At 73.3% G+C, this 20,936-nt stretch carries 21 protein-coding genes; 12 read left to right on the plus strand and 9 right to left on the minus strand.

Annotated features, from left to right (window positions below):
- Positions 1–46 precede the first annotated feature (46 nt).
- The 3 genes from ACZ4TG_RS23130 to ACZ4TG_RS23140 form a co-directional block, all read right to left on the minus strand.
- A complete protein-coding gene (locus ACZ4TG_RS23130; protein ID WP_468165753.1) occupies positions 47–1,975 on the minus strand; it encodes a hypothetical protein in 1,929 nt (642 codons plus the stop codon).
- A 150-nt stretch (positions 1,976–2,125) separates the two neighbouring features.
- The gene (locus ACZ4TG_RS23135) at positions 2,126–2,926 is read right to left on the minus strand and encodes a tyrosine-protein phosphatase (protein WP_468165755.1); all 801 of its coding nucleotides are present in this window, start codon (positions 2,924–2,926) and stop codon (positions 2,126–2,128) included.
- 43 nt (positions 2,927–2,969) lie between these two features.
- The gene (locus ACZ4TG_RS23140) at positions 2,970–3,599 is read right to left on the minus strand and encodes a rhomboid-like protein (RefSeq protein ID WP_468165758.1); all 630 of its coding nucleotides are present in this window, start codon (positions 3,597–3,599) and stop codon (positions 2,970–2,972) included.
- Positions 3,600–3,762: 163 nt separating this feature from the next.
- Between ACZ4TG_RS23140 and ACZ4TG_RS23145 the strand changes: the two genes are divergently transcribed.
- Positions 3,763–4,503 (plus strand): hypothetical protein, encoded by a 741-nt coding sequence (locus ACZ4TG_RS23145; protein ID WP_468165761.1) that lies wholly within the window; start codon positions 3,763–3,765, stop codon positions 4,501–4,503.
- 78 nt (positions 4,504–4,581) lie between these two features.
- Positions 4,582–6,033, plus strand: coding sequence for a PepSY-associated TM helix domain-containing protein (locus ACZ4TG_RS23150; protein ID WP_468165764.1), 1,452 nt, complete (start codon positions 4,582–4,584; stop codon positions 6,031–6,033).
- 105 nt (positions 6,034–6,138) lie between these two features.
- Here the strand turns inward: ACZ4TG_RS23150 and ACZ4TG_RS23155 are convergent, their stop codons facing one another.
- Complete coding sequence (locus ACZ4TG_RS23155) at positions 6,139–6,792, minus strand: winged helix-turn-helix domain-containing protein (protein ID WP_468165767.1); 654 nt, start codon at positions 6,790–6,792, stop codon at positions 6,139–6,141.
- Positions 6,793–7,455: 663 nt separating this feature from the next.
- The gene (gene glnII, locus ACZ4TG_RS23160; protein ID WP_468165770.1) at positions 7,456–8,475 is read right to left on the minus strand and encodes a glutamine synthetase; all 1,020 of its coding nucleotides are present in this window, start codon (positions 8,473–8,475) and stop codon (positions 7,456–7,458) included.
- 228 nt (positions 8,476–8,703) lie between these two features.
- Between glnII and ACZ4TG_RS23165 the strand changes: the two genes are divergently transcribed.
- Positions 8,704–9,645 (plus strand): Gfo/Idh/MocA family protein, encoded by a 942-nt coding sequence (locus ACZ4TG_RS23165; RefSeq protein ID WP_468166168.1) that lies wholly within the window; start codon positions 8,704–8,706, stop codon positions 9,643–9,645.
- A 124-nt stretch (positions 9,646–9,769) separates the two neighbouring features.
- Here ACZ4TG_RS23165 and ACZ4TG_RS23170 read toward each other — a convergent pair whose 3' ends face one another.
- Both ACZ4TG_RS23170 and ACZ4TG_RS23175 read right to left on the minus strand, forming a co-directional pair.
- A complete protein-coding gene (locus ACZ4TG_RS23170; protein ID WP_468165773.1) occupies positions 9,770–10,216 on the minus strand; it encodes a hypothetical protein in 447 nt (148 codons plus the stop codon).
- 566 nt (positions 10,217–10,782) lie between these two features.
- Entirely contained in the window at positions 10,783–11,154 is a 372-nt protein-coding gene (locus tag ACZ4TG_RS23175) for an ArsC/Spx/MgsR family protein (protein WP_468165776.1), read from the minus strand.
- Between the two features lie 107 nt (positions 11,155–11,261).
- On the opposite strand from ACZ4TG_RS23175, the gene ACZ4TG_RS23180 reads away from it, so the two are divergent.
- The gene (locus tag ACZ4TG_RS23180) at positions 11,262–11,516 is read left to right on the plus strand and encodes a hypothetical protein (protein WP_468165778.1); all 255 of its coding nucleotides are present in this window, start codon (positions 11,262–11,264) and stop codon (positions 11,514–11,516) included.
- A 37-nt stretch (positions 11,517–11,553) separates the two neighbouring features.
- Here ACZ4TG_RS23180 and ACZ4TG_RS23185 read toward each other — a convergent pair whose 3' ends face one another.
- Entirely contained in the window at positions 11,554–12,636 is a 1,083-nt protein-coding gene (locus ACZ4TG_RS23185; protein ID WP_468165780.1) for a PP2C family protein-serine/threonine phosphatase, read from the minus strand.
- A 76-nt stretch (positions 12,637–12,712) separates the two neighbouring features.
- Here ACZ4TG_RS23185 and ACZ4TG_RS23190 point away from each other — a divergent pair, with 76 nt between their 5' ends.
- The 3 genes from ACZ4TG_RS23190 to ACZ4TG_RS23200 all read left to right on the plus strand — a co-directional run bounded on the left by ACZ4TG_RS23190 (position 12,713) and on the right by ACZ4TG_RS23200 (position 15,832).
- A complete protein-coding gene (locus ACZ4TG_RS23190; protein ID WP_468165782.1) occupies positions 12,713–13,411 on the plus strand; it encodes a VIT1/CCC1 transporter family protein in 699 nt (232 codons plus the stop codon).
- A 92-nt stretch (positions 13,412–13,503) separates the two neighbouring features.
- Complete coding sequence (locus ACZ4TG_RS23195) at positions 13,504–14,394, plus strand: TIGR01777 family oxidoreductase (RefSeq protein ID WP_468165784.1); 891 nt, start codon at positions 13,504–13,506, stop codon at positions 14,392–14,394.
- Between the two features lie 175 nt (positions 14,395–14,569).
- On the plus strand, positions 14,570–15,832 hold the full coding sequence (locus ACZ4TG_RS23200; RefSeq protein WP_468165786.1) for an NAD(P)/FAD-dependent oxidoreductase: 1,263 nt from the start codon (positions 14,570–14,572) through the stop codon (positions 15,830–15,832).
- Between the two features lie 28 nt (positions 15,833–15,860).
- On the opposite strand, the gene ACZ4TG_RS23205 is transcribed toward ACZ4TG_RS23200, so the two are convergent.
- Entirely contained in the window at positions 15,861–17,300 is a 1,440-nt protein-coding gene (locus ACZ4TG_RS23205; RefSeq protein ID WP_468165788.1) for a regulator, read from the minus strand.
- A 173-nt stretch (positions 17,301–17,473) separates the two neighbouring features.
- On the opposite strand from ACZ4TG_RS23205, the gene ACZ4TG_RS23210 reads away from it, so the two are divergent.
- From ACZ4TG_RS23210 to ACZ4TG_RS23230, 5 genes are all read left to right on the plus strand, one after another.
- Positions 17,474–17,734: a hypothetical protein gene (locus ACZ4TG_RS23210; protein ID WP_468165790.1), complete on the plus strand. Its 261-nt coding sequence runs from the start codon at positions 17,474–17,476 to the stop codon at positions 17,732–17,734.
- Between the two features lie 76 nt (positions 17,735–17,810).
- Entirely contained in the window at positions 17,811–18,608 is a 798-nt protein-coding gene (lipB, locus tag ACZ4TG_RS23215) for a lipoyl(octanoyl) transferase LipB (protein WP_468165792.1), read from the plus strand.
- Positions 18,609–18,718: 110 nt separating this feature from the next.
- A complete protein-coding gene (gene lipA, locus ACZ4TG_RS23220; protein ID WP_468165794.1) occupies positions 18,719–19,666 on the plus strand; it encodes a lipoyl synthase in 948 nt (315 codons plus the stop codon).
- 280 nt (positions 19,667–19,946) lie between these two features.
- The gene (locus ACZ4TG_RS23225) at positions 19,947–20,144 is read left to right on the plus strand and encodes an SCO2195 family GlnR-regulated protein (protein WP_214937012.1); all 198 of its coding nucleotides are present in this window, start codon (positions 19,947–19,949) and stop codon (positions 20,142–20,144) included.
- Positions 20,145–20,154: 10 nt separating this feature from the next.
- On the plus strand, positions 20,155–20,853 hold the full coding sequence (locus ACZ4TG_RS23230; protein ID WP_468165796.1) for a DUF4191 domain-containing protein: 699 nt from the start codon (positions 20,155–20,157) through the stop codon (positions 20,851–20,853).
- The last annotated feature ends 83 nt before the right edge of the window (positions 20,854–20,936 follow it).

Here is a 20,936-nt window from a genome sequence, read left to right on the forward strand (position 1 = left end):
CGGTCCCGGGCGGGAAGCCGGGCCCGGTCGCCCCGGAAGAGACGGCCTAGCGCAGCACCCCCGCCTTCGAGCCGTCCGTCAGCTTGCCCGACAGGTCCACCTGGGCGCCCTCCCGCGCCTTGACGGCCAGTCGATTCCCGGTCGCGGCCCCGCTCACCCCGCCGCCCGAAACCGACAGCGAGGCGAACTGCGCGCTGCCCGCGGCCAGTACGTACCACTGCCCCGCGCGGGACTTCCACAGCACGCCCGCCAGCACCCGCGGCTCCCGCGGCCCGCAGGCCGGCGAGCCCTCGGCCTTGGCCGCCTGGGCCGCCAGCGGCGCTCCCGGGGCCAGGAACTGGGCCTGCACCCGGTCCGCCGTGCCCCGCCAGGTCTCGGCGCGGGAGCACAGCCAGGTCGCCGTTCCGTCGCCCTCGGGCAGCGGCTGCTTCGCGTACGTCCAGGCGTTGACGCTGCGCACCCCGTGCGAGCGGACCGAGGGCAGCAGGCAAGCGGTCCTCGACCACTCGCCGAGCTCCGCCGCCTCCGTCACGTCACGCTCCGCGCCCGGGGCGCCCGAGGTCAGCCGGGCCGGGGTGAGCTCGCCCAGGTCGGTCACCAGCCGGGTGGCGCCGTCGCCCGTCAGGGCCAGCGCGTTCCAGCTGCTGCACTTGCCCCCGGGGGCCGGGCCCACGACCGGCGGAGTGACCCCGTCCGGGGTCAGCTTCAGCGCCGCCGGGGAGTCGCCCGGCTTGAGCAGGTCCCGCAGCGAGGCACCGAGGACCCAGGGCGCCGTGAGGTAGCGGACGTTGCCGTCGACCCGGCTGAGGACCAGCCCGGTCGCGGTGTCCGCCGAGGCCCCGTCGGTCCGGGCGAAGTCGAGTGCCGCGCCGGCGGTCCCGGAGCGGGGCTCCGCGTACCGGATCACGCGCAGGCCGTCGTACAGGAGGACCACGACGGCCTGGTCGACGGCGCCCGCGTACAGCAGCTGCGGCGGGCCCATCGGCGGCCCGGTCGGGGTTCCGGGCGTGGCCGAGACGACCACCGAGGAACCGGGCCGGGCCCAGACGGCGAGCGCCCGGCGCAGCAGCTCCGTGTCGTCGGCGCGGTCGCCGCGCGCGGGCCATCCGGAGTAGTCCGTACGGGAGGACGTACGCCAGACGGTGGGCGCGACCCGCACCAGCTGACCGGGGTCCAGGGCCTGCTCCGCCGCCGCGTTCCTCGCGTACGGCGGGGCGGCGGGCCCGTCCGAGCCCCAGCCCCCGCCCGGCAGCGCGAGCAGCGCCCCGCACACCGCGAGGGCGGCCGCGGCGGCCAGCCCGCCCCGCACGAAGCGCCGGCGGCGCAGCAGGTCGGTGGGCCGGGCCTGGAGCACGCACGGGTCGAACTCGGGGGAGGTGAAGAGGCCGTCGTGCGCCGGGTCCCCGGACTCCGCGACCGCCGCGGTGGGATGGGCGACCCCGGCCTCGGTCAGCACCTCCAGCACCTCGGGCTCCGACAGCCCCTCCAGCGCCCGCAGCACACAGGCCGCGCGGCCGGGCCCGTTCAGGGTGGCCAGCCACTGGTCCAGCGCCAGCTCCTCCGCCCCGCCCGAGCGCGGGAACAGCCGCAGCCCCCACACCTGGGGCAGCAGCGGCGGCAGCTGCCCGCGCAGCGGAAGCGCCCGGAAGGTCAGCGGGACCCCCGCCTCCAGCGCGGAGCGCAGTACGCGCAGCCGGACGTAGGCATACCCGGACTCCGGACCGCCCACCTCGCCCCGCTGCGCCGGAACCCCGCCCCGGACGGCGGCCTCCGTGCCCCGGCGCCCGCGAGGCAGCGCCCGCTGGGTCAGGGAATGGGCGGTGATCACCCGCCGGTTGCGGCCGAGGGCGGGCGGCAGCACCAGATAGGCGAGCCGCACCAGCCGCGGGTAGTGCTCGACGATGGCGGCCTCGGCCAGTTCGACGTCGGGCGTCACGGGAGGCAGGGGGCGGGTGGCGGTATCCGGCGCAGTCACGTTCAGCAGAACGAGCGAATCGTCGGATGGTCACCCGCCTTCAGCTCACACGTTCGGGCGATTCGGGGGCGGGGCGGGGCGGGGTGGGGCTGAGCGTGGCCGGGGGCGGTCGGCGCACGCGGGGCGAGGCCGGCCCGGACCGGGGCGGGTTCAGGCGATGAGGCGGGCGCGCAGCGCCTCGACCGTCTCGTCGGAGACTGCGAGGGCCTCGCGCACGTACTTCTCCATCGAGCCGTAGCGCGCCTCGACCTCCTGGAGCGCGGTCTCCAGGTACGAGGGGAACACCCCGACCAGGGCCAGCGCGATGTCCGGGTCCCCGCCGACCGCCGTGAAGCCCTCGATCAACGGGGCGAACGCCTGCTTGACGGCCGGATTGACGGACAGGTACTCCTCCATCAGGGTCGCCTCCCCGGCGCCGAGCAGCGACAGGATGACGGTCGCACCCCACCCCGTACGGTCCTTGCCGGCCGTGCAGTGGAAGAGCAGCGGGCCCGACTCCGGGTCGGCGGCCTCGGTGAGCAGCAGCCGGTACGCGGCGTGCGCGGAGCCCGAGTTCACGAAGGACCGGTAGACGTCGCCGAAGATCGCCTGCGCCTTGCCGCCGCCCAGGTGCTCCTCGGCCACCGCCGGGTCGCGCAGCAGGTCCTTGAGCTGCGTGGCGGCGGGCATCCTGCCCCGGTCGGAGTTCACCTTGTCCGCCAGCACGTCGCTGACCAGCAGGCGGGCCCCCGCCGGCACCCGGTCGGGGTGGTCGCCGCGTTCGACGTCGCTGCGGAAGTCGACGACCGTACGGATTCCCAGCGCGGCCACCACCGGGTCGGCGTCGAGGTCGAGCCGGTCGAGCTGGCCGGAGCGCAGGACGAGGCCCGGCCGGACGCTGCGGCCGCCGGAGAGCGGGGTGCCGCCGAGATCCCGCAGGTTCGGGACGGTGGTGGAGGGGATGGCGGTCATCGTGGCGGCTCCAGCGGGGTGCGGATCGGGTTGCTTACTCGTGTCATATCGCTCGTCCGAGAGTGATTTTCTGATGATTCGCTCGCGAAAGACAATCGACGGCCAGCGAGATCCCGACCCCGACGCCCAGCGCCACCAGATGCCCGGCGTCCGTGAACGTCCGTCCGCGCTTCAGTACCGGCCGCGCGGCGAGCGCCAGCAGCCCCGCCCGGGCGACCCCGCGCACCGCACCGCGCGGCAGCGCCGAGGTCAGGACGCCGAGTACGGCGTTCAGCCCGTAGCTCGCGCCCACGTCCAGGGCCCGCCGCGTCTCGGTGCCCGCCGTGCGCCGCAGCACTCCGTAGACGAGCAGCGTCGCGCTGAGGTGCCCGAACAGGAACGCCGCGGCCGTCCACCAGGCCCCGTACGCGTACTCCGCGTAGCCGAGCACCGCCACCAGCAGCAGCGCGTAGGGCAGGGGCATCGGTTCCTCGACGACGAAGGCGCTGCTGAGCAGCGTCCCCCAGTGGCCCGCGTCGAGGTTGTCGACGTTCGTCGAGCAGCCGCGCAGCACCCGCTCCCGGTCGGCCGGATCCAGCCGTTCCAGTGCGTGGGCGCCGAGCTGGACCCCGCCGGTGTAGAGGGCGCTGAGGGCGCCGGGAGGTGATGACCATGACCAGGGCAGTGGATTCACCGGACCATGATCGGACACGGCCCCGTTCCGGCCTCCACCGGGCCCATGGGAGCATGACCAGGACATGTCTGAAACCCGCGCGCCGATGCGCGCCACGCGGGCCGCGATGTTCGCGGCGGTGTGTGTCGCCTTGGGTGCGATGGGGCATTCGTACATGTCTGGCATGGACATCCCTTTTATCGGCCTTCTGGGTGCCTTTGGGGTGATCGGCGGGCTCGCATGGCTCGCCGCCGGGCGCCGCCGGGGCCCGCTGGGCATCACCGCCGGACTGCTCGCCGCGCAGGGAATGCTGCACCTCGCCTTCTCCGGGAGCCAGGGGAGCCAGGGGGGCCATGGGGCGGCCATGCCGGGGCTCGTGCCGATGCCGATGCCGATGCCGATGCCGATGCCGATGCCGGGGCTCGCGCCGGTGCCGGTCGGCGGGGGCATGCCGGCCGGCGGGCACGGGGTCGAGCCGATGCCCGCGCACCAGCACGTCGCGGGCATGGAGATGGGGTCCATGGGCGGGGGAGCCGTGGGTGCCGGAGGGGGTTCCGACCTCGCCGACCTCGCCGACCTCGCCGGGATGGCCGGACACGGGCACGGCGGACTCGGGATGATCGCCGCCCACGTGCTCGCCGGGCTGTTCTGCGCCGCCTGGCTGGCCTGGGGCGAGGCCGCCGTCTTCCGGCTCGCCGGAGCTCTCGGGGCCGCCGCCCTCCTCGCGGCCCGGCCGCTCTCCCGCGCTCTCGCGCTGGTCCGGACGCGGGTGGCCCTCGTACCGGCCCCGCCCGCGTACTGCCCTCCGTACGAACGACCGCGCGGCCTGCGCGGGGCGGTGCACGCCCATGCCGTGGTGCGTCGCGGTCCGCCGCTGCGGCGGACCGCCCGAGCCACGGCCCCCGGCCGTCCTGCCTGCGCCTGACCGGCGCACCACCCTCCTCGGTGAGGGGGCGAGACCTGGGGCCGATCACCCATGTCTTCGCCAACACCTAGGACCGACATGTCCCTTGACGAGATCCAGGACGTCCCGACCCGGGACGCCGAGGTACCCAAGCGCACCGCCGGAGGCTGGGCCGCGCTGCGGCCGCTGCTCCTGCGGATGCATTTCTACGCCGGGCTGCTCATAGCCCCGCTGCTGTTCGTCGCCGCCACCACCGGACTGCTGTACGCCGGTTCGTGGCAGGCCGAGAAGATCCTCTACGCCGACGAGCTGACCGTCGCCCACGTCGGCGAGAGCGCCCTGCCGCTCAGCGCCCAGGTCCAGGCCGCTCGGGAGGCCGCCCCCCAGGGCAAGGTCACGGCCGTGTGGCCGGCGCCCGAGGCGGACGCGACCACCCGCGTGATCATGGAGAGCAAGGGGCTCGCGGAGGGCGAGACCCTGACCGTCTTCGTCGACCCGTACACGGCCGACGTGCGCGGGCAGCTCACCACCGCCGGCGACGCGCTGCCGCTGCGGGCCTGGCTGAGCGAGTTCCACTCCAGCCTCCAGCTGGGGGAGTTCGGCCGGAACTACAGCGAGCTCGCCGCGAGCTGGCTGTGGGTGGTCGCCCTGGGCGGACTCGCCCTGTGGATCGGCCGCCGCCGCACCCGCAAGGCGCAGCTCATCCTTCCCGACCGGTCCGCGACCGGCCGTCGCCGGACCCTGTCCTGGCACGGGACCGTCGGCCTCTGGGCCGTCGCCGGACTCGTCGTCCTGTCCGCAACCGGCCTGACCTGGTCGAAGTACGCCGGCGAGAACATCGGGCAGCTCCAGGACGGTCTGGGCGGGGCCACCCCGTCGGTCTCCGCCAAGCTGAGCGGCGCCGCCGCCGGTGGCGGGGGAGACGAGCACGCCGGGCATGTCATGACCGAGGGCATGGAGATGCCCCCGCCCGCGCCGACCGCCGACGTCGGCATCGACGCGGCCGTGGCCGCCGCCCGGGCCGCCGGGGTCACCGAGTACCTGCGGGTGACCCTGCCCGCCGCGGGGAAGGGCTACGTCGTCAAGGAGGCGGACAAGCAGCTTCCCGTGCACCTGGACTCCGTGGCCGTGGACCCGGCCGACGGCAAGGTCCTGGACGAACTGCGTTTCGCGGACTACCCCTTGCTCGCCCAGCTGACCCGCTTCGGCATCGACCTGCACATGGGCCTGACCTTCGGGCTCGCCAACCAGCTCGCGCTGGCCGCGCTCGCCGTCGCGGTGATGTTCCTCGTCGTCTGGGGCTACCGGATGTGGTGGATGCGCCGGCCCACCAAGGAGCGCGGGCTCTCGGTCGGCCGTGCGCAGCCGCGCGGGGCCTGGCGGAAGCTGCCCGTCACGACACTGCTGCCGTTGGGCGCGGTCACGGCCGTGGTGGGGTGGTTCGTGCCGATGCTCGGGATCAGCCTGCTGGTGTTCCTGGTGGTCGATGCCGCGTGGGGCTTCGTGGCGCGCCGGCGTGGGGGAGGGGCGGTGTCGGTGTCCCAGGCCTAGCGCCCGGCGCCGCCCGTGACCGTGGGCCCGTACTCCCCCTCGTGAGTACGGGCCCACCGGTGTGTCCGGGCCGGCCGGCGAGCGCTTCGATGTTCAATCAGGGGCTCACGGGGCGTACTTGTAGCCCACCCGGCGTACGGTCTGGATCGCGCCGCGGTGGGCCGTGCCCAGCTTGCGGCGCAGCCGGGCGATGTGGACGTCGACCGTGCGGCCGTCGCCGACGTGCCCGTAGCCCCAGACCGTGGTCACCAGCTGGTCGCGGCTGTGCACCCGGTGCGGGTGGGCCACCAGGTGGGCCAGCAGCTCGAACTCCAGGTACGTCAGGTCCAGCACCTGGCCGTCGACCTCGGCGGTGCGCTGCGCCGCGTCGATGCGGACCAGGGCGTCGCCCGTGGTGACGGAGGCGGTGGGGGCGGTGGGGGCGTAGGCGGAGCCGCTGATGGCGGTGCCGGCGGTGGCGGAGCCGGCGGGCGGGCTCGTGCGGGCCGGGGCGGGTACGGAGTGCGGGGCGAAGGCGATCGGCTGCTGGTCGGCCGGTACGAGGACCAGGTAGCCGACCATCGGCGGCTGCCCCGGCAGCGTCGGGAGGGTGTGCTGGGGCGCGGGCAGCCAGGTGGCGCCGGGCGGGAGCAGGTCCACCACCCGGGCGACCTCGTCCCGGTCCACGGCCCGGAGCCGGTGGCGCGGACTGGGCGGGAAGGTCAGGGGAGCGGAGGTCGCAGCGGAGGCGGCAGAAGTGATGGAACGGGTGTTAGCCATGAGTGGTCAGCTCTTTCACGCGGAGTGGTCGGCAGGAGACGTGCGTACGTCGTCGATGTCGTACCGCGCAGACCGAAGGCCTCGGGAAGGTCGTCTGGTGGGAGATCCCGGAAGGCTTTAGAGGGCCGGCGCGTTCTTCGCGCGGCAACACACCCGGTCGAAATCATGATCCTGACGGGACGGCCAGAACGGCTCGAGGTCGCTGCGACCTGTCGAGGTGTACGAGTAGCTGGCCATGGACGCCATTCAAGCAGATGTGCGGGGCCCAGGGCAGACCCCGTCTCACTTCATGGATCGGAATCTCAAATTCCGGGCGGTGGGTGTGAATGCGGTGTCACAATCGCGACAATCCGTCAGCTGGTCGGGGGTACGCGGTGGTCCGGGCCGGGGGTGCGTATCGGATGGTGGGCGGATCCGTCCCAGGGCGTTGTTCCGGGGGGCGTTCGCCGGGCGCGGGCCCCGGTCGGCCGGGTGGCGGCTGTGTGCCCCCGGTCGGCCGGCGGCCGTGTGTCCCGGTCGGCCGGCGCCGTGTGGCCCCGACCAGCTGACAGCGGCGCCCGCCGGGCCTGGGGCTCGGCGGGCGCCGTCGTTTGTCGGGGCCCCGTTGTCGGAGCGCCGTTGCCGGGGCGCCGTTGTCGGGTGGGGGCTGCTGGGTGGGAGGGCTTAGATCAGGCCGTCCTTCTCCAGGCCGGTGCAGCAGGTGTCCGTGATGAGGCGGGTCACCACGTACGGGTCGACGTTCGCGTTGGGACGGCGGTCCTCGATGTAGCCCTTGCCGTCCTTCTCCACCTGCCACGGGATGCGGACCGAGGCACCGCGGTCGGAGACGCCGTAGCTGAACTCGTTCCACGGGGCGGTCTCGTGCAGACCCGTCAGGCGCTCGTCGATGCCCGCGCCGTAGTTCTTGACGTGGTCCAGCGGCTTCGAGCCCTCGCCCAGTGCCTCGCACGCGGAGATGATCGCGCGGTAGTCCTCGCGCATCGCCTTCGTGGAGAAGTTGGTGTGCGCGCCCGCGCCGTTCCAGTCGCCCTTGACCGGCTTGGGGTTCAGCGTCGCGGAGACGTTGAAGTCCTCGGCCGTGCGGTACAGCAGCCAGCGCGCGATCCACAGCTGGTCGGAGACCTCCAGCGGGCCGACGGGGCCGACCTGGAACTCCCACTGGCCGGGCATGACCTCGGCGTTGATGCCGGAGATGCTCAGGCCCGCCGCGAGGCAGTGGTCCAGGTGCTTCTCGACGATGTCGCGGCCGAAGATCTCGTCCGAACCGACGCCGCAGTAGTAGCCGCCCTGGGCGGCCGGGAAGCCGTTGACGGGGAAGCCGAGCGGGCGGCTGCCGTCGAAGAAGGTGTACTCCTGCTCGATGCCGAAGATCGGCTCCTGGCCCGCGAACTTCTCGGCGATCGGGCGGAGCAGGGCGCGTGTGTTCGACTCGTGCGGGGTCATGTCGATGTTCAGGACCTCGCACAGCACGAGGACGTTGTCACCGCCGCGGATCGGGTCCGGGCAGGAGAAGACCGGCTGCAGCACCCGGTCGGAGGCGTGGCCCTCGGCCTGGTTGGTGCTGGATCCGTCGAAGCCCCAGATCGGCAGCGCGTCGCCGTCCGCGAGGATCTTCGTCTTGGAGCGAAGCTTCGCCGTCGGCTCGGTTCCGTCGATCCAGATGTACTCAGCCTTGTAGCTCACGGTCCCCATCCTTCGGTGCGTCGCCCCGGCGCAGACTCTCGGTGCTGCGGTGGTGGTGATGCTGCGGTGATGATGCTGCGGTGATGACCGCAGCGTGCCCGCTTGCGATTTCTCTTCCGTTGCCCGTGTGTGAACCCCGTGTTACCGGGGGTTGCGCCGCAGGTGGGACAGCTTGTGCGGGTTGAAGCGTGGACACCCGTCCGAGTGCTGCAAACTGAGCGGGTGAGCATTTCGTACGATTTGAACCCTGCCGGCGATCCCTTCGAGGGCGCCGCCGAAAGCCCCCGTCCCCGGGTGGGCCTGCTGGGCACCGGTCCCTGGGCCCACCGCACCCACGCCCCTGCCCTGACCGCCCATGCCGGCTCCGATTTCGTCGGCGTGTGGGGCCGGCGCCCCGAAGCGGCGGCCGAGCTGGCGCAGGCGTACGGCGTGAAGGTGTACGAAGACCCCGACCAGTTGTTCGCCGACTGTGACGTCGTGGCCTTCGCCCTGCCGCCGGACGTACAGGCCCCGCTCGCCGTGCGGGCGGCCGCCGCCGGATGCCATCTGCTGCTCGACAAACCCGTCGCGACCACCGTGGCGGACGCGGCGGCCGTGGCCGCCGCCGTGGCGGAGCACAAGGTCGCCTCCGTCGTCTTCCTGACCCTGCGGTTCGCCGAGCCGACCGCCGGATGGGTCGAGGAACAGGCCCGGCGGTCCGGGTGGTTCACCGCCTCCGCCCACTGGCTGGGCGCGGTCTTCCCGCCCGACGGCGCGCCCAGCGCGTACGCCGATTCGCCCTGGCGCAAGGCCAAGGGCGGACTGTGGGACGTCGGGCCGCACGCGCTGTCCGTGCTGATTCCGGTGCTGGGCGAGGTCACCGCCGTCAGCGCCACCCGGGGCCCGTCCGACGTGGTCCAGCTGGCCCTGCGGCACGCCTCGGGCGCGGCCAGCACCGCCGTGCTCAGCCTGGGCGCGCCGCATGCGGCCGCCGGGGTGGGGCTGGAACTGCGCGGGGCCGAGGGCGTTTTCGGGCTGCCCGACTGGAGCGACGTACCCGGCGCCTACGGCCGGGCCCTGGACGCGCTGCTCACCGCCGCCCGGACGGGGGTGCCGGATCCGCGCGGGGTGGAGTTCGGGGTGCGGCTGACGGAAATCCTGGCGGAGGCGGAGGTGCAGCTGGGCGGGTGAGGGGGTGGGGGGTGAGGTGGGTGGGGTGAGGTGGGTGGGGGTGTTGGGTGTGCTGCGGGGGCCTTGTGGGGCGTGCGTGGGGTGCTTGCGGGCCGTTTGATTACCCCGTTCGCTCTTGTGGGGCTTATTTGATTACCGCGTTCGCGACGATGATGGCCAGGCCGATCGTGGCGTCGGCCAGGCCGATGGACAGGGCGGAGCGGAGCCGGTAGCCGACCCGGACGGCCACGAAGGACCCCCAGCCGAACAGCAGCGCGGTGTTCAGGCCCAGTCCGACGGCCGTCACTCCGTACGAGTCCCAGTGCGTGAGCCCCGCGATCAGCAGGAGGAGGACGGTGGGCAGGGTGGCCGCGATCAGCGGCCACTCGTTCCAGAGCGCGCGGGTGAGCACCCGCCAGCGATGCCCGGCCGAGCCGGCCTGGTGGGTGGTCATGTGGTGCGAGTAGCCGTGCGCGGCTGCCGCCGCGGCAGCGGTGACGAGTACCCAGGCGGCGTCGTAGAAGGGTGTGTAGTCGCCGCCCTTCTGGTCCAGCGCTGCCAGGAGCCCGCTCGCGAGGACGGTTCCGTACACCCCGCCGAACATCCAGTCCGCGCTGCGGCGGGGTGGGGGGAGGTGCGGTTGGGGGTGGGGTTGGGGGTGGGGTTCGGGTTGGGGGTGGCGTGCGGTCACTTTTTTCCTTTTTGGGTGGTTAATGGCTCCTTTGTGCTCGGGTCAGCGTAGGGGGTGGCGGATGGGCTTCGGGTAAGACGGGGGACGGGGGAGCGGAGTGGGAGAGCGGCTGGGGGCTTCCCGGCAGTCCACTGTCCTTCCGGTTCGGTCCGGTCCCTCAAGGGCGCTCGCCGCGCTCGCGTCGCTTCGCGATGGCCTTCGGCCACCCTTGACCGACCGGACCGCCCCGGAATGCCATAAGACTGCCGGGAAGCCCCCAGGGGAGTGGCCGGGAGGTTCGTGTGCGGTTCCGGCTCCCTCGTGATGTACGGGCAGATTCGTTTTTCCCGCAGCCAGCTTCCGGTGCCTTCGCAGCCCCGGCGCGGTCACGGCCCACGCCCCAGATCGCTACGTGCTCCGGCTGGTTCGGCGGCTGGTTGTTGTCCTGGGACCCGGTCGTTGCGGGACGCCCCGTAGGGCGGCTGCTGCTAGGGGCGGCGGGAGAGGGCCTCGCGGACGGCTTCTTCCGAGCGGCCTACCACGGCCGTGCCGTCCTCGGCGGTGATGATCGGGCGCTGGATCAGCTTCGGGTGCGCGGCCAGGTGGGCGATCCAGCGGGCCCGCGCGGCGTCCGTCTCCTCGCGCGGCAGGTCCCGTACTCCGGTCTCCTTCGCGAGGGGGTCGGAGGTGCGGGTGATGTCCCAGGGCTCCAGGCCGAGGCGGCCCAGTACCTCGCGGATCTCGGCCTCGGACGGGACGTCCTCCAGGTAGCGGCGCACCGTGTACTCGGCGCCTTCCGCGTCCAGCAGGGTCAGTGCGCTGCGGCATTTCGAACAGGCGGGGTTGATCCAGATCTCCATGGCTCCCAGCGTAGTCAGGGGCGGTCTGGCCAGGGGCTTTTGTCAGTGGTCGCCGGTAAAATCGAGGGAGAACGACAGGAAGCCAACTACCGTTTGGGAGGCTGTAGATGGCCGCTGCCGCGATCATTTCGATGCCCAAGAAGAAGCCGCTGCCCGCGGGTCTGCCCCGCGAGTGGTACGAGAACCACAACCGCCGCCTGAAGGCCATGCGGCTGGCGATATCCCTGCTCGACACCGGGACGTACGACGCTCAGCGCGCCACCAACCGCAAGATCCGGACGATGGCGGTGCGGGTGGGGATCCACCGGCCGTCCAACGTGACCTGCAAGATGGTGCGCGCCTTCATCCGCGACGTCGGCTGACCTCGGGGGGGCCTCCGGGAAGGGGTTCCCGGAGGCCTCAGGGGTGGGTGGGGGAGAGGACCAGGACCGCGACGTCGTCGTTCGGGCCGCCCGAGGTGAAGGTCTCCAGGTCGCGCCAGACCGCGCGCACCAGGCCCGCCGGGTCGTTGGCCAGTACCGGCACGCGGGTGGCCAGCGGGTAGAAGTGGCCCGCCGCGTCGCGGGCCTCCGTGACGCCGTCCGTGTGCACGAGCAGCCGGTCGCCCGGCAGCAGGGGGACCTCGGCGGTCGGCGGGAGGGCGGGCCCGGCGAGGCCCAGGCCCAGGGGCGGGCCCGGTTCGACGGTGAGCTCCGAGGCTGCGAAGCCGCGGAGCAGGAGTACGGGCGGATGCCCGCAGGAGACGATCCGTACGAGGTCCAGCCCGGGCGGGAACTCCAGCAGCACCGCCGTGGCGAAGAGCTCCGGGTGCTCGATCGAGGCGGCGGACGCGTCGGCCACCAGTCGCCGGTCCAGCCGGGCGGCGACGGCCGTCAGCTCGGGGTCGTCCAGTACCGCCTCCCGGAAGGCGCCGAGCAGCGCGGCGACCGTTCCGACCGCCGTCAGGCCGTGACCCTGGACGTCCGCGACCACCGCCCGGACGCCGTAGGGCCCTGCCCGTACGTCGTAGAGGTCGCCGCCGACCAGGGTGCCGCGCTGGGCCGCCCGGTAGAGGCCGGCGCAGCGCACCGTGCCGACCTGGTCCGGTACGGGCGGCAGGACCGCCAGCTGGGCGGCCTCGGCGACGGTGCGGACGCTGACCAGCTGGGCGTCGCGGCGGCGCCGGACCCAGGCGATGACCACGCTGAGCAGGCCGACGACGGCCACGGTGGCCAGGTCGGAGCCCTGGGCGTGACCCACGCCGATCTGGGGCACGCCGAGGAGGACGAGGACCAGGGCGGCGAAGGCGGCCGTCCCGAGGGCGCCGTACGAGAACGCGGCCACGGCGGGCAGGGCCGCCAGGAAGTAGCCGAGCTCCACGTCCCCGGGGGTGAGCCACTGCGCGCAGCACAGCACCACCAGGGCCACGGCGGGCGCGAGCCGGGCCCAGCGTGGGGGCGGAGCCCCGCGCAGCCAGCCAGGGTCCTCGCGTCCGCGTCTCACCCCTCCACCCTGGTCCTGAGGAGCCCGGCGCGCACCCCGGGTGGCCCCGTTCGGCCGTGCCCGCGACAGTGGGGGCGTGAGTGAAGCGGCGCGGACGCAGAGCGCGGAGATCAGCAGCAGGCTCAACTGGCTGCGGGCGGGGGTGCTGGGTGCCAACGACGGGATCATCTCCACGGCGGGCCTGGTGGTGGGTGTGGCCGGTGCCACCACCGCCCGGGCCGAGATCCTGACGGCGGGGGTCGCCGGGCTGCTGGCGGGCTCGCTGTCGATGGCGGCGGGGGAGTACGTGTCGGTCAGCTCGCAGCGGGATTCGGAGCAGGCTGCGCTGAAGGTGGAACGGGCGGAGCTGGCGGACGATCCGGAGGCCGAGCTGGAGGAGCTGACGGGTCTGCTGGCGGATCGGGGCCTGAGCCGGGACCTCGCCAGGGCGGCGGCCGTGCAGCTGACGGAACGCGATGCGCTGCGGGCCCATGCCCGGGTGGAGCTGGGGATCAACCCGGACGAGCTGGCGAACCCTTGGCACGCCGCGATCGCGAGCCTGATCGCCTTCACGGTGGGGGCGGTGCTGCCGCTGCTGGCGATCGTGCTGCCGGGGCCGTCGGAGCGGGTGCCGGTGACGGTGGCGGCGGTGCTGGCGGCGCTGACGCTGTGCGGGGTGGTCAGCGCCCGCCTGGGCGGCGCGCCCGCGGGGCGGGCGGTGCTGCGGAACGTGGGCGGGGGCGCGCTGGCGATGGCGGTGACCTACGCGGTGGGCAGCTGGCTGGGCACGGGCTGAGCGACGGCACGGTCCCCGGACGCCCCGCGCTGCCTGGGGCGGAGGGCGCGGGGCTGCGTTCGGTTCGCGCGGCGACGCGGCACACTGGCCCCATGCGAATCGCGGTCACCGGATCCTCCGGCCTCATCGGCAAGGCCCTCGTGCGCTCCCTCCAGGCGGACGGCCACGAGGTGGTCCGCTTCGTGCGCCGGCCCGCCGCCGGGCCGGGTGAGGCGACCTGGGACCCCAAGCGGGGGCACGTCGACCCCGCCGGGCTGGCCGGCTGCGGGGCCGTCGTGCACCTGGCCGGGGCCGGGGTCGGGGACCGCCGGTGGACGGCCGCGTACAAGAGGGAGATCCGCGACAGCCGGGTCCTCGGCACCGCGGCCATCGCCCGGGCCATGGCCGGTCTGGCCGAGCCCCCGCCGGTGCTGGTCTGCGGTACCGCCGTCGGGTACTACGGCGACACCGGTGACCGCGCCGTCGACGAGGACGCCCCGGCGGGGGAGGGGTTCCTGCCCTCCGTCTGCGTCGAGTGGGAGGCGGCGGCGGCTCCGGCCCAGGAGGCCGGGATCCGTACCGTCTTCGCCCGGACGGGCCTGGTGGTCGCGGCCGAGGGCGGGGCCTGGGGCAAGCTCTTCCCCGTCTTCCGGGCGGGCCTCGGCGGCCGGCTCGGCAACGGGCGCCAGTACTGGTCGCACATCTCGATGCACGACGAGATCGCCGCCCTGCGGTACCTGGTGGACACCCCCGCGATGTCGGGCCCGGTGAACCTGACCGCCCCCGAGCCGCTGACCAACCGCGAGGTCACCGCCGCGATGGGCCGGGTACTGCGCCGCCCGGCCGTGTTCGCCGTGCCGGCGCCCGCCATGCGGGTGGTGCTCGGCGAGTTCGCCCAGGACGTGCTGGGCAGTCAGCGGGTGCGCCCGGCCCGGCTGCTGGAGTCCGGCTTCGTCTTCCGGTACCCGGGGATCGACGAGTCGATCAGGGCCGCGCTGGCCTGAAGGGCCCGGCGGACCCGGGGGAGCACCGCCCGTTCACGTGCGACCGGTTGTGACCCGCATGCGACCACCGTGCGACCGGAGTTGTTCGTAATACGGCACCGGACTCGGGTTCTCCTGGAGCCGGTTGGGGGAAGGAGGAACCCCACACAGCCGCGCCGACCTCGGGGAGGGGCACGTGCTCAGTAGCGCACACCACGCAGACGTTGTCATCGTAGGAGCCGGAGTCTCAGGACTCGCGGCCGCACACCACCTGATCGCCGCCGGAGTCTCGGTCACCGTCCTGGAGGCCGCGAACGACCCCGGCGGCCGGATGGCCACCGAGACGGCCGACGGCTTCCGCCTCGACCGGATCGGCCAGCTCCTGGGCACCTCGTACACGGAGCTGACCCGCACCCCGGGCCTGGAGGGCCTCACCCTGCGCCCCTTCGCGCCCGGCGTCCTGGTCCACGGCAGCGACGGCAAACAGCAGCGCGCCGGGGCCCTGACCCCGGCCCGCGCCCTGGCCAGCGGCTCCCTCGACCAGGCCCGGCTCAGCGCCGCCCTCGGCCGGCTCGCCGCCCTGCCCGTCGACCGCCTGCTCGCCCGCCCTGAACGCACCGCGCTCGCCGCCCTGCGCACCCGCGGCCTGCCACCGCGCACCGTCAACGGGGTGGTGCGCCCCCTGCTCGCCACCCTGCTCCGCGACCCGGAGCTCACCACCTCCAGCCGGGTCGCCGACCTGGCCCTGCGCGGCTTCGCCCGAGGCCGGCTCGCGGTGCCCGAGGGCGGCGCCGCGATCCTGCCCGAGCTGCTCGCCGCATCCCTGCCGCCCGGCACCGTACGCACCGGGGTGCGGGTCCGGTCGGTGGCGACCAACCTCGTCACCACCGAGCAGCACGGCGACTTCAGCTGCCGCTCCGCCGTGCTCGCGACCGGCGCCCGGGCCGCCGCCGAACTGCTGCCGGGGCTGCGGGTGCCGGACTTCCACGAGGTCACCGTCATCCACCACGCGACCGCCGCGCCGCTGCCGTGGGACGGCTCGCTGCTCCTGGACGCCGACCCGAAGTGGCCGGTCGCCCACACCACGGTGATGAGCGCGGTCGACCCGACGCGGGCCCCGGCCGGCCGGAGCCTGGTCACCACCACCGTCCACGGGCCGCCGCCGCCCACCCGGACCGTCGCCTCCCGGCTGGCCCGGCTCTACGAGACCTCGACCCGGGAGTGGCAGCTGCTGGCCGTCCACCACACCCCGGAGGCGGTGCCGGCCATGCCCCCGCCGCACGACCTGCGGCGGCCGGTACGGGTCCTGGCGGGGCTGTACGTGTGCGGCGACCACCGCGACTCCAACACCGTCCAGGGGGCCCTGAGCTCCGCCCGCCGCGCCACCACCGCCGTCCTGCGCGATTTCGGCATCCCGGTGCCGGCCATCTCGGAATCAGAAGTTCCGCTGGCGGCCTGACACCACCCCGCCGGGACCGGGCAGCGGCTCACGAGAGCGCCGCGACCCGGTCCCGGTAGGTCCGCACGGCCGAGGCGTCCCGGTACGGCTCCAGCCGCCGCTCGAAGTCCCGTACGTACTCCACCGCGCGCGCCGACCGCATCTCCATCGCCTGCTGCGCCGCCTCCGCGCCCAGCGCGCACGCCTGGTCCAGCTCGCCCAGCCCCAGCCGGGCCGTGGCCAGCACCACCCGGCAGAACAGCCGGGAGCGCGCGTACCCGGGCGCCCGCAGCTGGAGCGAGCGCTCCGCGTGCTGCGCCGAGGCCCGGTACTGCTGGAGGTCGCGGTGGCAGTGCCCGAACTCGTCCGCCAGCTGCGCCTCGTCGTAGAACCGCGCCCAGTGCGGTACGTCGTCCCCCGGCCGGGCCGCGCCCAGCGCCCGCTCCGCCCGCACCAGGGAGGCCGTCGAGGCCCGCACCTCGCCGAGGACCGCGTGCCCCCGCGCCTCCGCCGAGTGCAGCAGGGCCTGCACCACCGGCGGCGGGCCGGAACCCACGCCCTGCTGGGCCACCCGGGCCAGCTGCACCGCCTCCCGGCCGTGTCCGAGGTAGACGGCCTGGCGGCTCATGGTGACCAGCACGTAGGACCCGTACGGCCGGTCCGCCGCGGCCTGCGCGAGGCGCAGGGCCTGGACGAAGTACCGCTGGGCCAGCCCGTGCGCGGCGATGTCGTACGAGGTCCAGCCCGCGAGCCGGGTCAGGTCGGCGGCCGCCGAGAACAGCCGCCGCCCGGTGGTCTCCCCGTAGGTCCCGCGGAGCATCGACTCCGCCTCGTGCTCCAGGTACCGCACCAGGGCCTGCCGGGCGTGCCCTCCGCCGTAGGCCTCGTCCAGGGTCCGGAACAGCTCGCCCACCGACCGCAGCGCCGCGATGTCGCCGCCCGTCACCCGCTGTCCAGGCCCGCGCTCCAGCTGCCGCTGGCGGGGTACCGAGGTCCGGCCCTGGAGCGGGACCCGGGCGCCGGCGGTCTCCGCGCCCCGCCCCACCCGCTCGTCGGGCCGGCCGATCAGCCAGTCCCGGCTCGGTACGACGAGCCCGGCGGGGGTGAAGGCGATCTTCCGCAGCTCGGCGTGCGAGCCGGAGTCCTTGCGCCACAGCCCGCTCGCGATGTCCACGGCCTCCTCCGGCGTGGCCGCGAACTCCAGCCCCGCGTAGACGGGCGCGCAGGCGTCGAGTCCCAGGTCCTGGGCGGAGAGCCGCCGCCCGAGGCGCCGGGTGAAGACTTCCGCGATCAGCGCCGGTGTGGTGCCGCGGGGCTGCTGGCCGCGCAGCCACCGGGTCACGGAGGTCTTGTCGTACCGCAGGTCGAGACCGTGCTCCAAGCCGAGCTGGTCGACACGGCGGGCCAGACCGGCGTTGGAGAACCCGGCTTCCGCGATCAGCGCCGCGAGCTGCCGGTTGGGGACGCGCTGGGCAGGTCGTTCCGTCATCGGCTCCACGGTTTCCTGACGTGACGGACCGGGGTCCCGGCCCTGTGAACGGCGTGAATGTAGCGGCGAACTCCGCCCGTACCGCCCGCTCTGCCCCACATTCATCCGATCGTGTGCAGAACCGGTGGGACCCTTTACGGATTGCCCCCCTCCGCCCGCATAGGCTGCGGCTCATGACCCGCCGGCCCACCGGGGCGCACCGCCCCGACGACTGCACAGAATCCGCCGCACCGCTCCCCGCGCCCGAGCTGACGGAGGCGGAGTGCCGCCGCTGCGGCACGTACATCGCGGGGCTGGACGGGCGGTACGCGTGCGGGGTCTGCGGCTGGGTCAACGACCACTCGGAGGGCCACCGGCGGCTGCCGAGGGCGGACGAGGACCCGGACCGGCCGCCGGAGCGCAGGCGCGCCCGCAAGCGGCTGCCGGGGCCCTGAGGGGCCGCGCGCGGGCCGCCGTACTCTTGGCTGGTGCGATAGGTGCACACAGCAGGTTCAACGAGGAGGCGCTGCGGTGACTGAGCTTCGGTTTGTCCATCTGGGCTTCGGGCCGGAATTCGTCGAGTACACCGAGGCCTGGGAAGAGCAGCGCCGGGTGCACGCCGCCCGCTTCGCGGACGAGATCGGCGACACCTGCCTGCTGCTGGAGCACCGGCCGGTCTACACCGCCGGCCGGCGGACCGACCCCAGCGAGCGCCCCCTGGACGGCACGCCCGTCGTCGACGTGGACCGCGGCGGCAAGATCACCTGGCACGGCCCGGGCCAGCTGGTCGGCTACCCGATCATGAAGCTGCCCCGCCCGGTCGACGTGGTCGCCCACGTCCGCCGCCTGGAGGAGGCGCTGATCCGCACCGCCGCCGAGTTCGGCCTGGAGACCACCCGGGTCGAGGGCCGCTCCGGGGTGTGGGTGCTCGGGGACCCGGTGGAGGAGCGCCCGAAGATCGGTGGCCTCTCCCTCGACTTCGACCCCCGGCTCACCGACGAAGAGTTCGACGCCCGGCTGAACGGCCCCGAGTACGCCCCGTCCAATGCCGGCCAGCGCCGCGAGGACCGCAAGCTCGCCGCCATCGGCATCCGCGTCGCCAAGGGCGTCACCATGCACGGCTTCGCGATCAACGTGAACCCGGACAGCACCTGGTTCGACCGGATCATCCCCTGCGGCATCCGGGACGCGGGTGTGACCTCGCTCTCGTACGAACTGGGCCGGGAGATCACCATCGCGGAGGTGCTGCCGGTCGTGGAGCGCCACCTCAGGGAGGTACTGGAGCAGGCCGAGCTGCGGCCCCGGGAAACAGCGCCGGCCGCCGGCTGACGACGCGGGGAATGCGTCCGGCCGCCCCCAGGTTGGCCGACGTAAGAGCGTATGAAATTACGGGCGTACCCTGGTGGGCGCCGAAGAATCGAAGTCACAGGGAGCCGGTCGTGTCCGCAGTCGCACCCGACGGACGCAAGATGCTGCGCCTGGAGGTCCGTAACAGCCAGACCCCCATCGAGCGCAAGCCCGAGTGGATCAAGACCCGGGCGAAGATGGGTCCCGAGTACACCAAGATGCAGGCCCTGGTGAAGGGCGAAGGACTGCACACGGTGTGCCAGGAAGCCGGCTGTCCGAACATCTACGAGTGCTGGGAGGACCGCGAGGCCACCTTCCTCATCGGTGGCGACCAGTGCACCCGGCGCTGTGACTTCTGCCAGATCGACACGGGCAAGCCCGAGGCCCTGGACCGCGACGAGCCCCGCCGTGTGGGCGAGTCCGTGGTCACGATGGACCTGAACTACGCCACCATCACCGGCGTCGCCCGCGACGACCTGCCCGACGGTGGTGCCTGGCTGTACGCGGAGACCGTGCGCCAGATCCACGAGCAGACGGCGGGCCGTGAGAGCGGCCACACCAAGGTCGAGCTGCTGGCTCCCGACTTCAACGCGGTCCCGGAGCTGCTGGAGGAGGTCTTCGCCTCCCGCCCCGAGGTCTTCGCGCACAACGTCGAGACGGTCCCGCGGATCTTCAAGCGGATCCGTCCCGGCTTCCGCTACGAGCGCTCGCTCGAGGTGATCACGAAGGCGCGCGCCTACGGCCTGGTCACGAAGTCGAACCTGATCCTCGGCATGGGCGAGGAGCGCGAGGAGGTCTCGCAGGCCCTCAAGGACCTCCACGAGGCCGGCTGCGAGCTCATCACCATCACCCAGTACCTGCGGCCCTCGCCGCGGCACCACCCCGTCGAGCGCTGGGTGAAGCCGGCCGAGTTCGTCGAGCTGGCGAAGGAGGCCGAGGAGATCGGCTTCTCCGGTGTGATGTCCGGCCCGCTGGTCCGGTCGTCCTACCGGGCCGGGCGCCTCTACCAGCAGGCGATGGAGAAGCGCGCGACCGTGTGAATCGGCGCGACCGCGTGAACAACCGGGGCTGTGTGAAGTCCCGCACAAATGATTACTAAGCAGTAACACCGCACTGACGCGGCCCCTAGGCTCATTCGAGGAAGAGCCAGGCGGGCCGCGTCAGTCTTTGCAACACGTCAATCACATTTGACCGTCTGGTCATGCCCTGGTAACACCAGTCAGTGACGATAGCTACACGCACCGCACATCACGCAGACCACGCACCGCGCACCACAGTCCGACCCCAGCCGACGTGAGCACCGTGAAAGGGATCGACATCATGCAGGCCGCGCCCGTACGCGCCATCGCCATCCCGTCCTTCACCGACGCCTTCCGGGGCATCGAGTCGCTGCTCATGAGCGGCGCCCGCCGCAACGCCTGGACCGCGGTCCTGGAGGACCGCCGCAGGGCCAAGGACCGGGTCGAAACCGAGCACGTACTCGAGGCCGCGGCTACCCGAACCCCGCAGGCCACGTAAACTTCGCCTTATGGCGAGGAAGTCAAACGCAGAGACTGCTGCGAACCCCGGGCGACTGAAGCAGATCGCCCTGACGTACAAGATGACGCGCAAGGCCGACCCGAAGGTCGGTCTGATCGTCGCGGGCGTGGGAATCGTCACCTTCGGTGTCTTTCTTGCGATCGGCTTCCTGATCGACCACCCGGTCTACCTGGGCATCCTGGGCTTCCTGGTGGCGTTCCTCGCAATGGCGATCGTCTTCGGACGACGGGCCGAGCGGGCTGCCTTCGGGCAGATGGAGGGACAGCCGGGCGCGGCCGCGGCCGTACTGGACAACGTGGGACGGGGCTGGACGACCACCCCGGCCGTCGCGATGAACCGGAACCAGGACATCGTCCACCGGGCCGTCGGCAAGGCGGGCGTGGTCCTGATCGCGGAGGGCAACCCGAACCGGGTGAAGACCCTGCTCGCGGCCGAGAAGAAGAAGCTGGCCCGGATCATGCCCGACGTCCCGGTGCACGACTTCATCGTCGGTACCGGCGAGGGTGAAGTCCCGCTCAAGAAGGTCCGTACGACGCTGCTCAAGCTGCCGCGCGTGCTGTCCGGCCCGCAGATCACGCAGGTCAACGACAAGCTCCGGGCCATGGGTGACCTGATGAGCAACATGCCGGTGCCGAAGGGTCCGATGCCCAAGGGCATGCGGATGCCGCGCGGCGGAAAGATGCGCTGACCTGCTTTTCGTATACGACACACGGGTGCCCCCGGAGCCGTCGGCTCCGGGGGCACCCGTGTGTCGTCGCTCTGTTCCTCGGG

It is taken from the genome of Streptomyces sp. NPDC028314 (genome assembly GCF_055565795.1).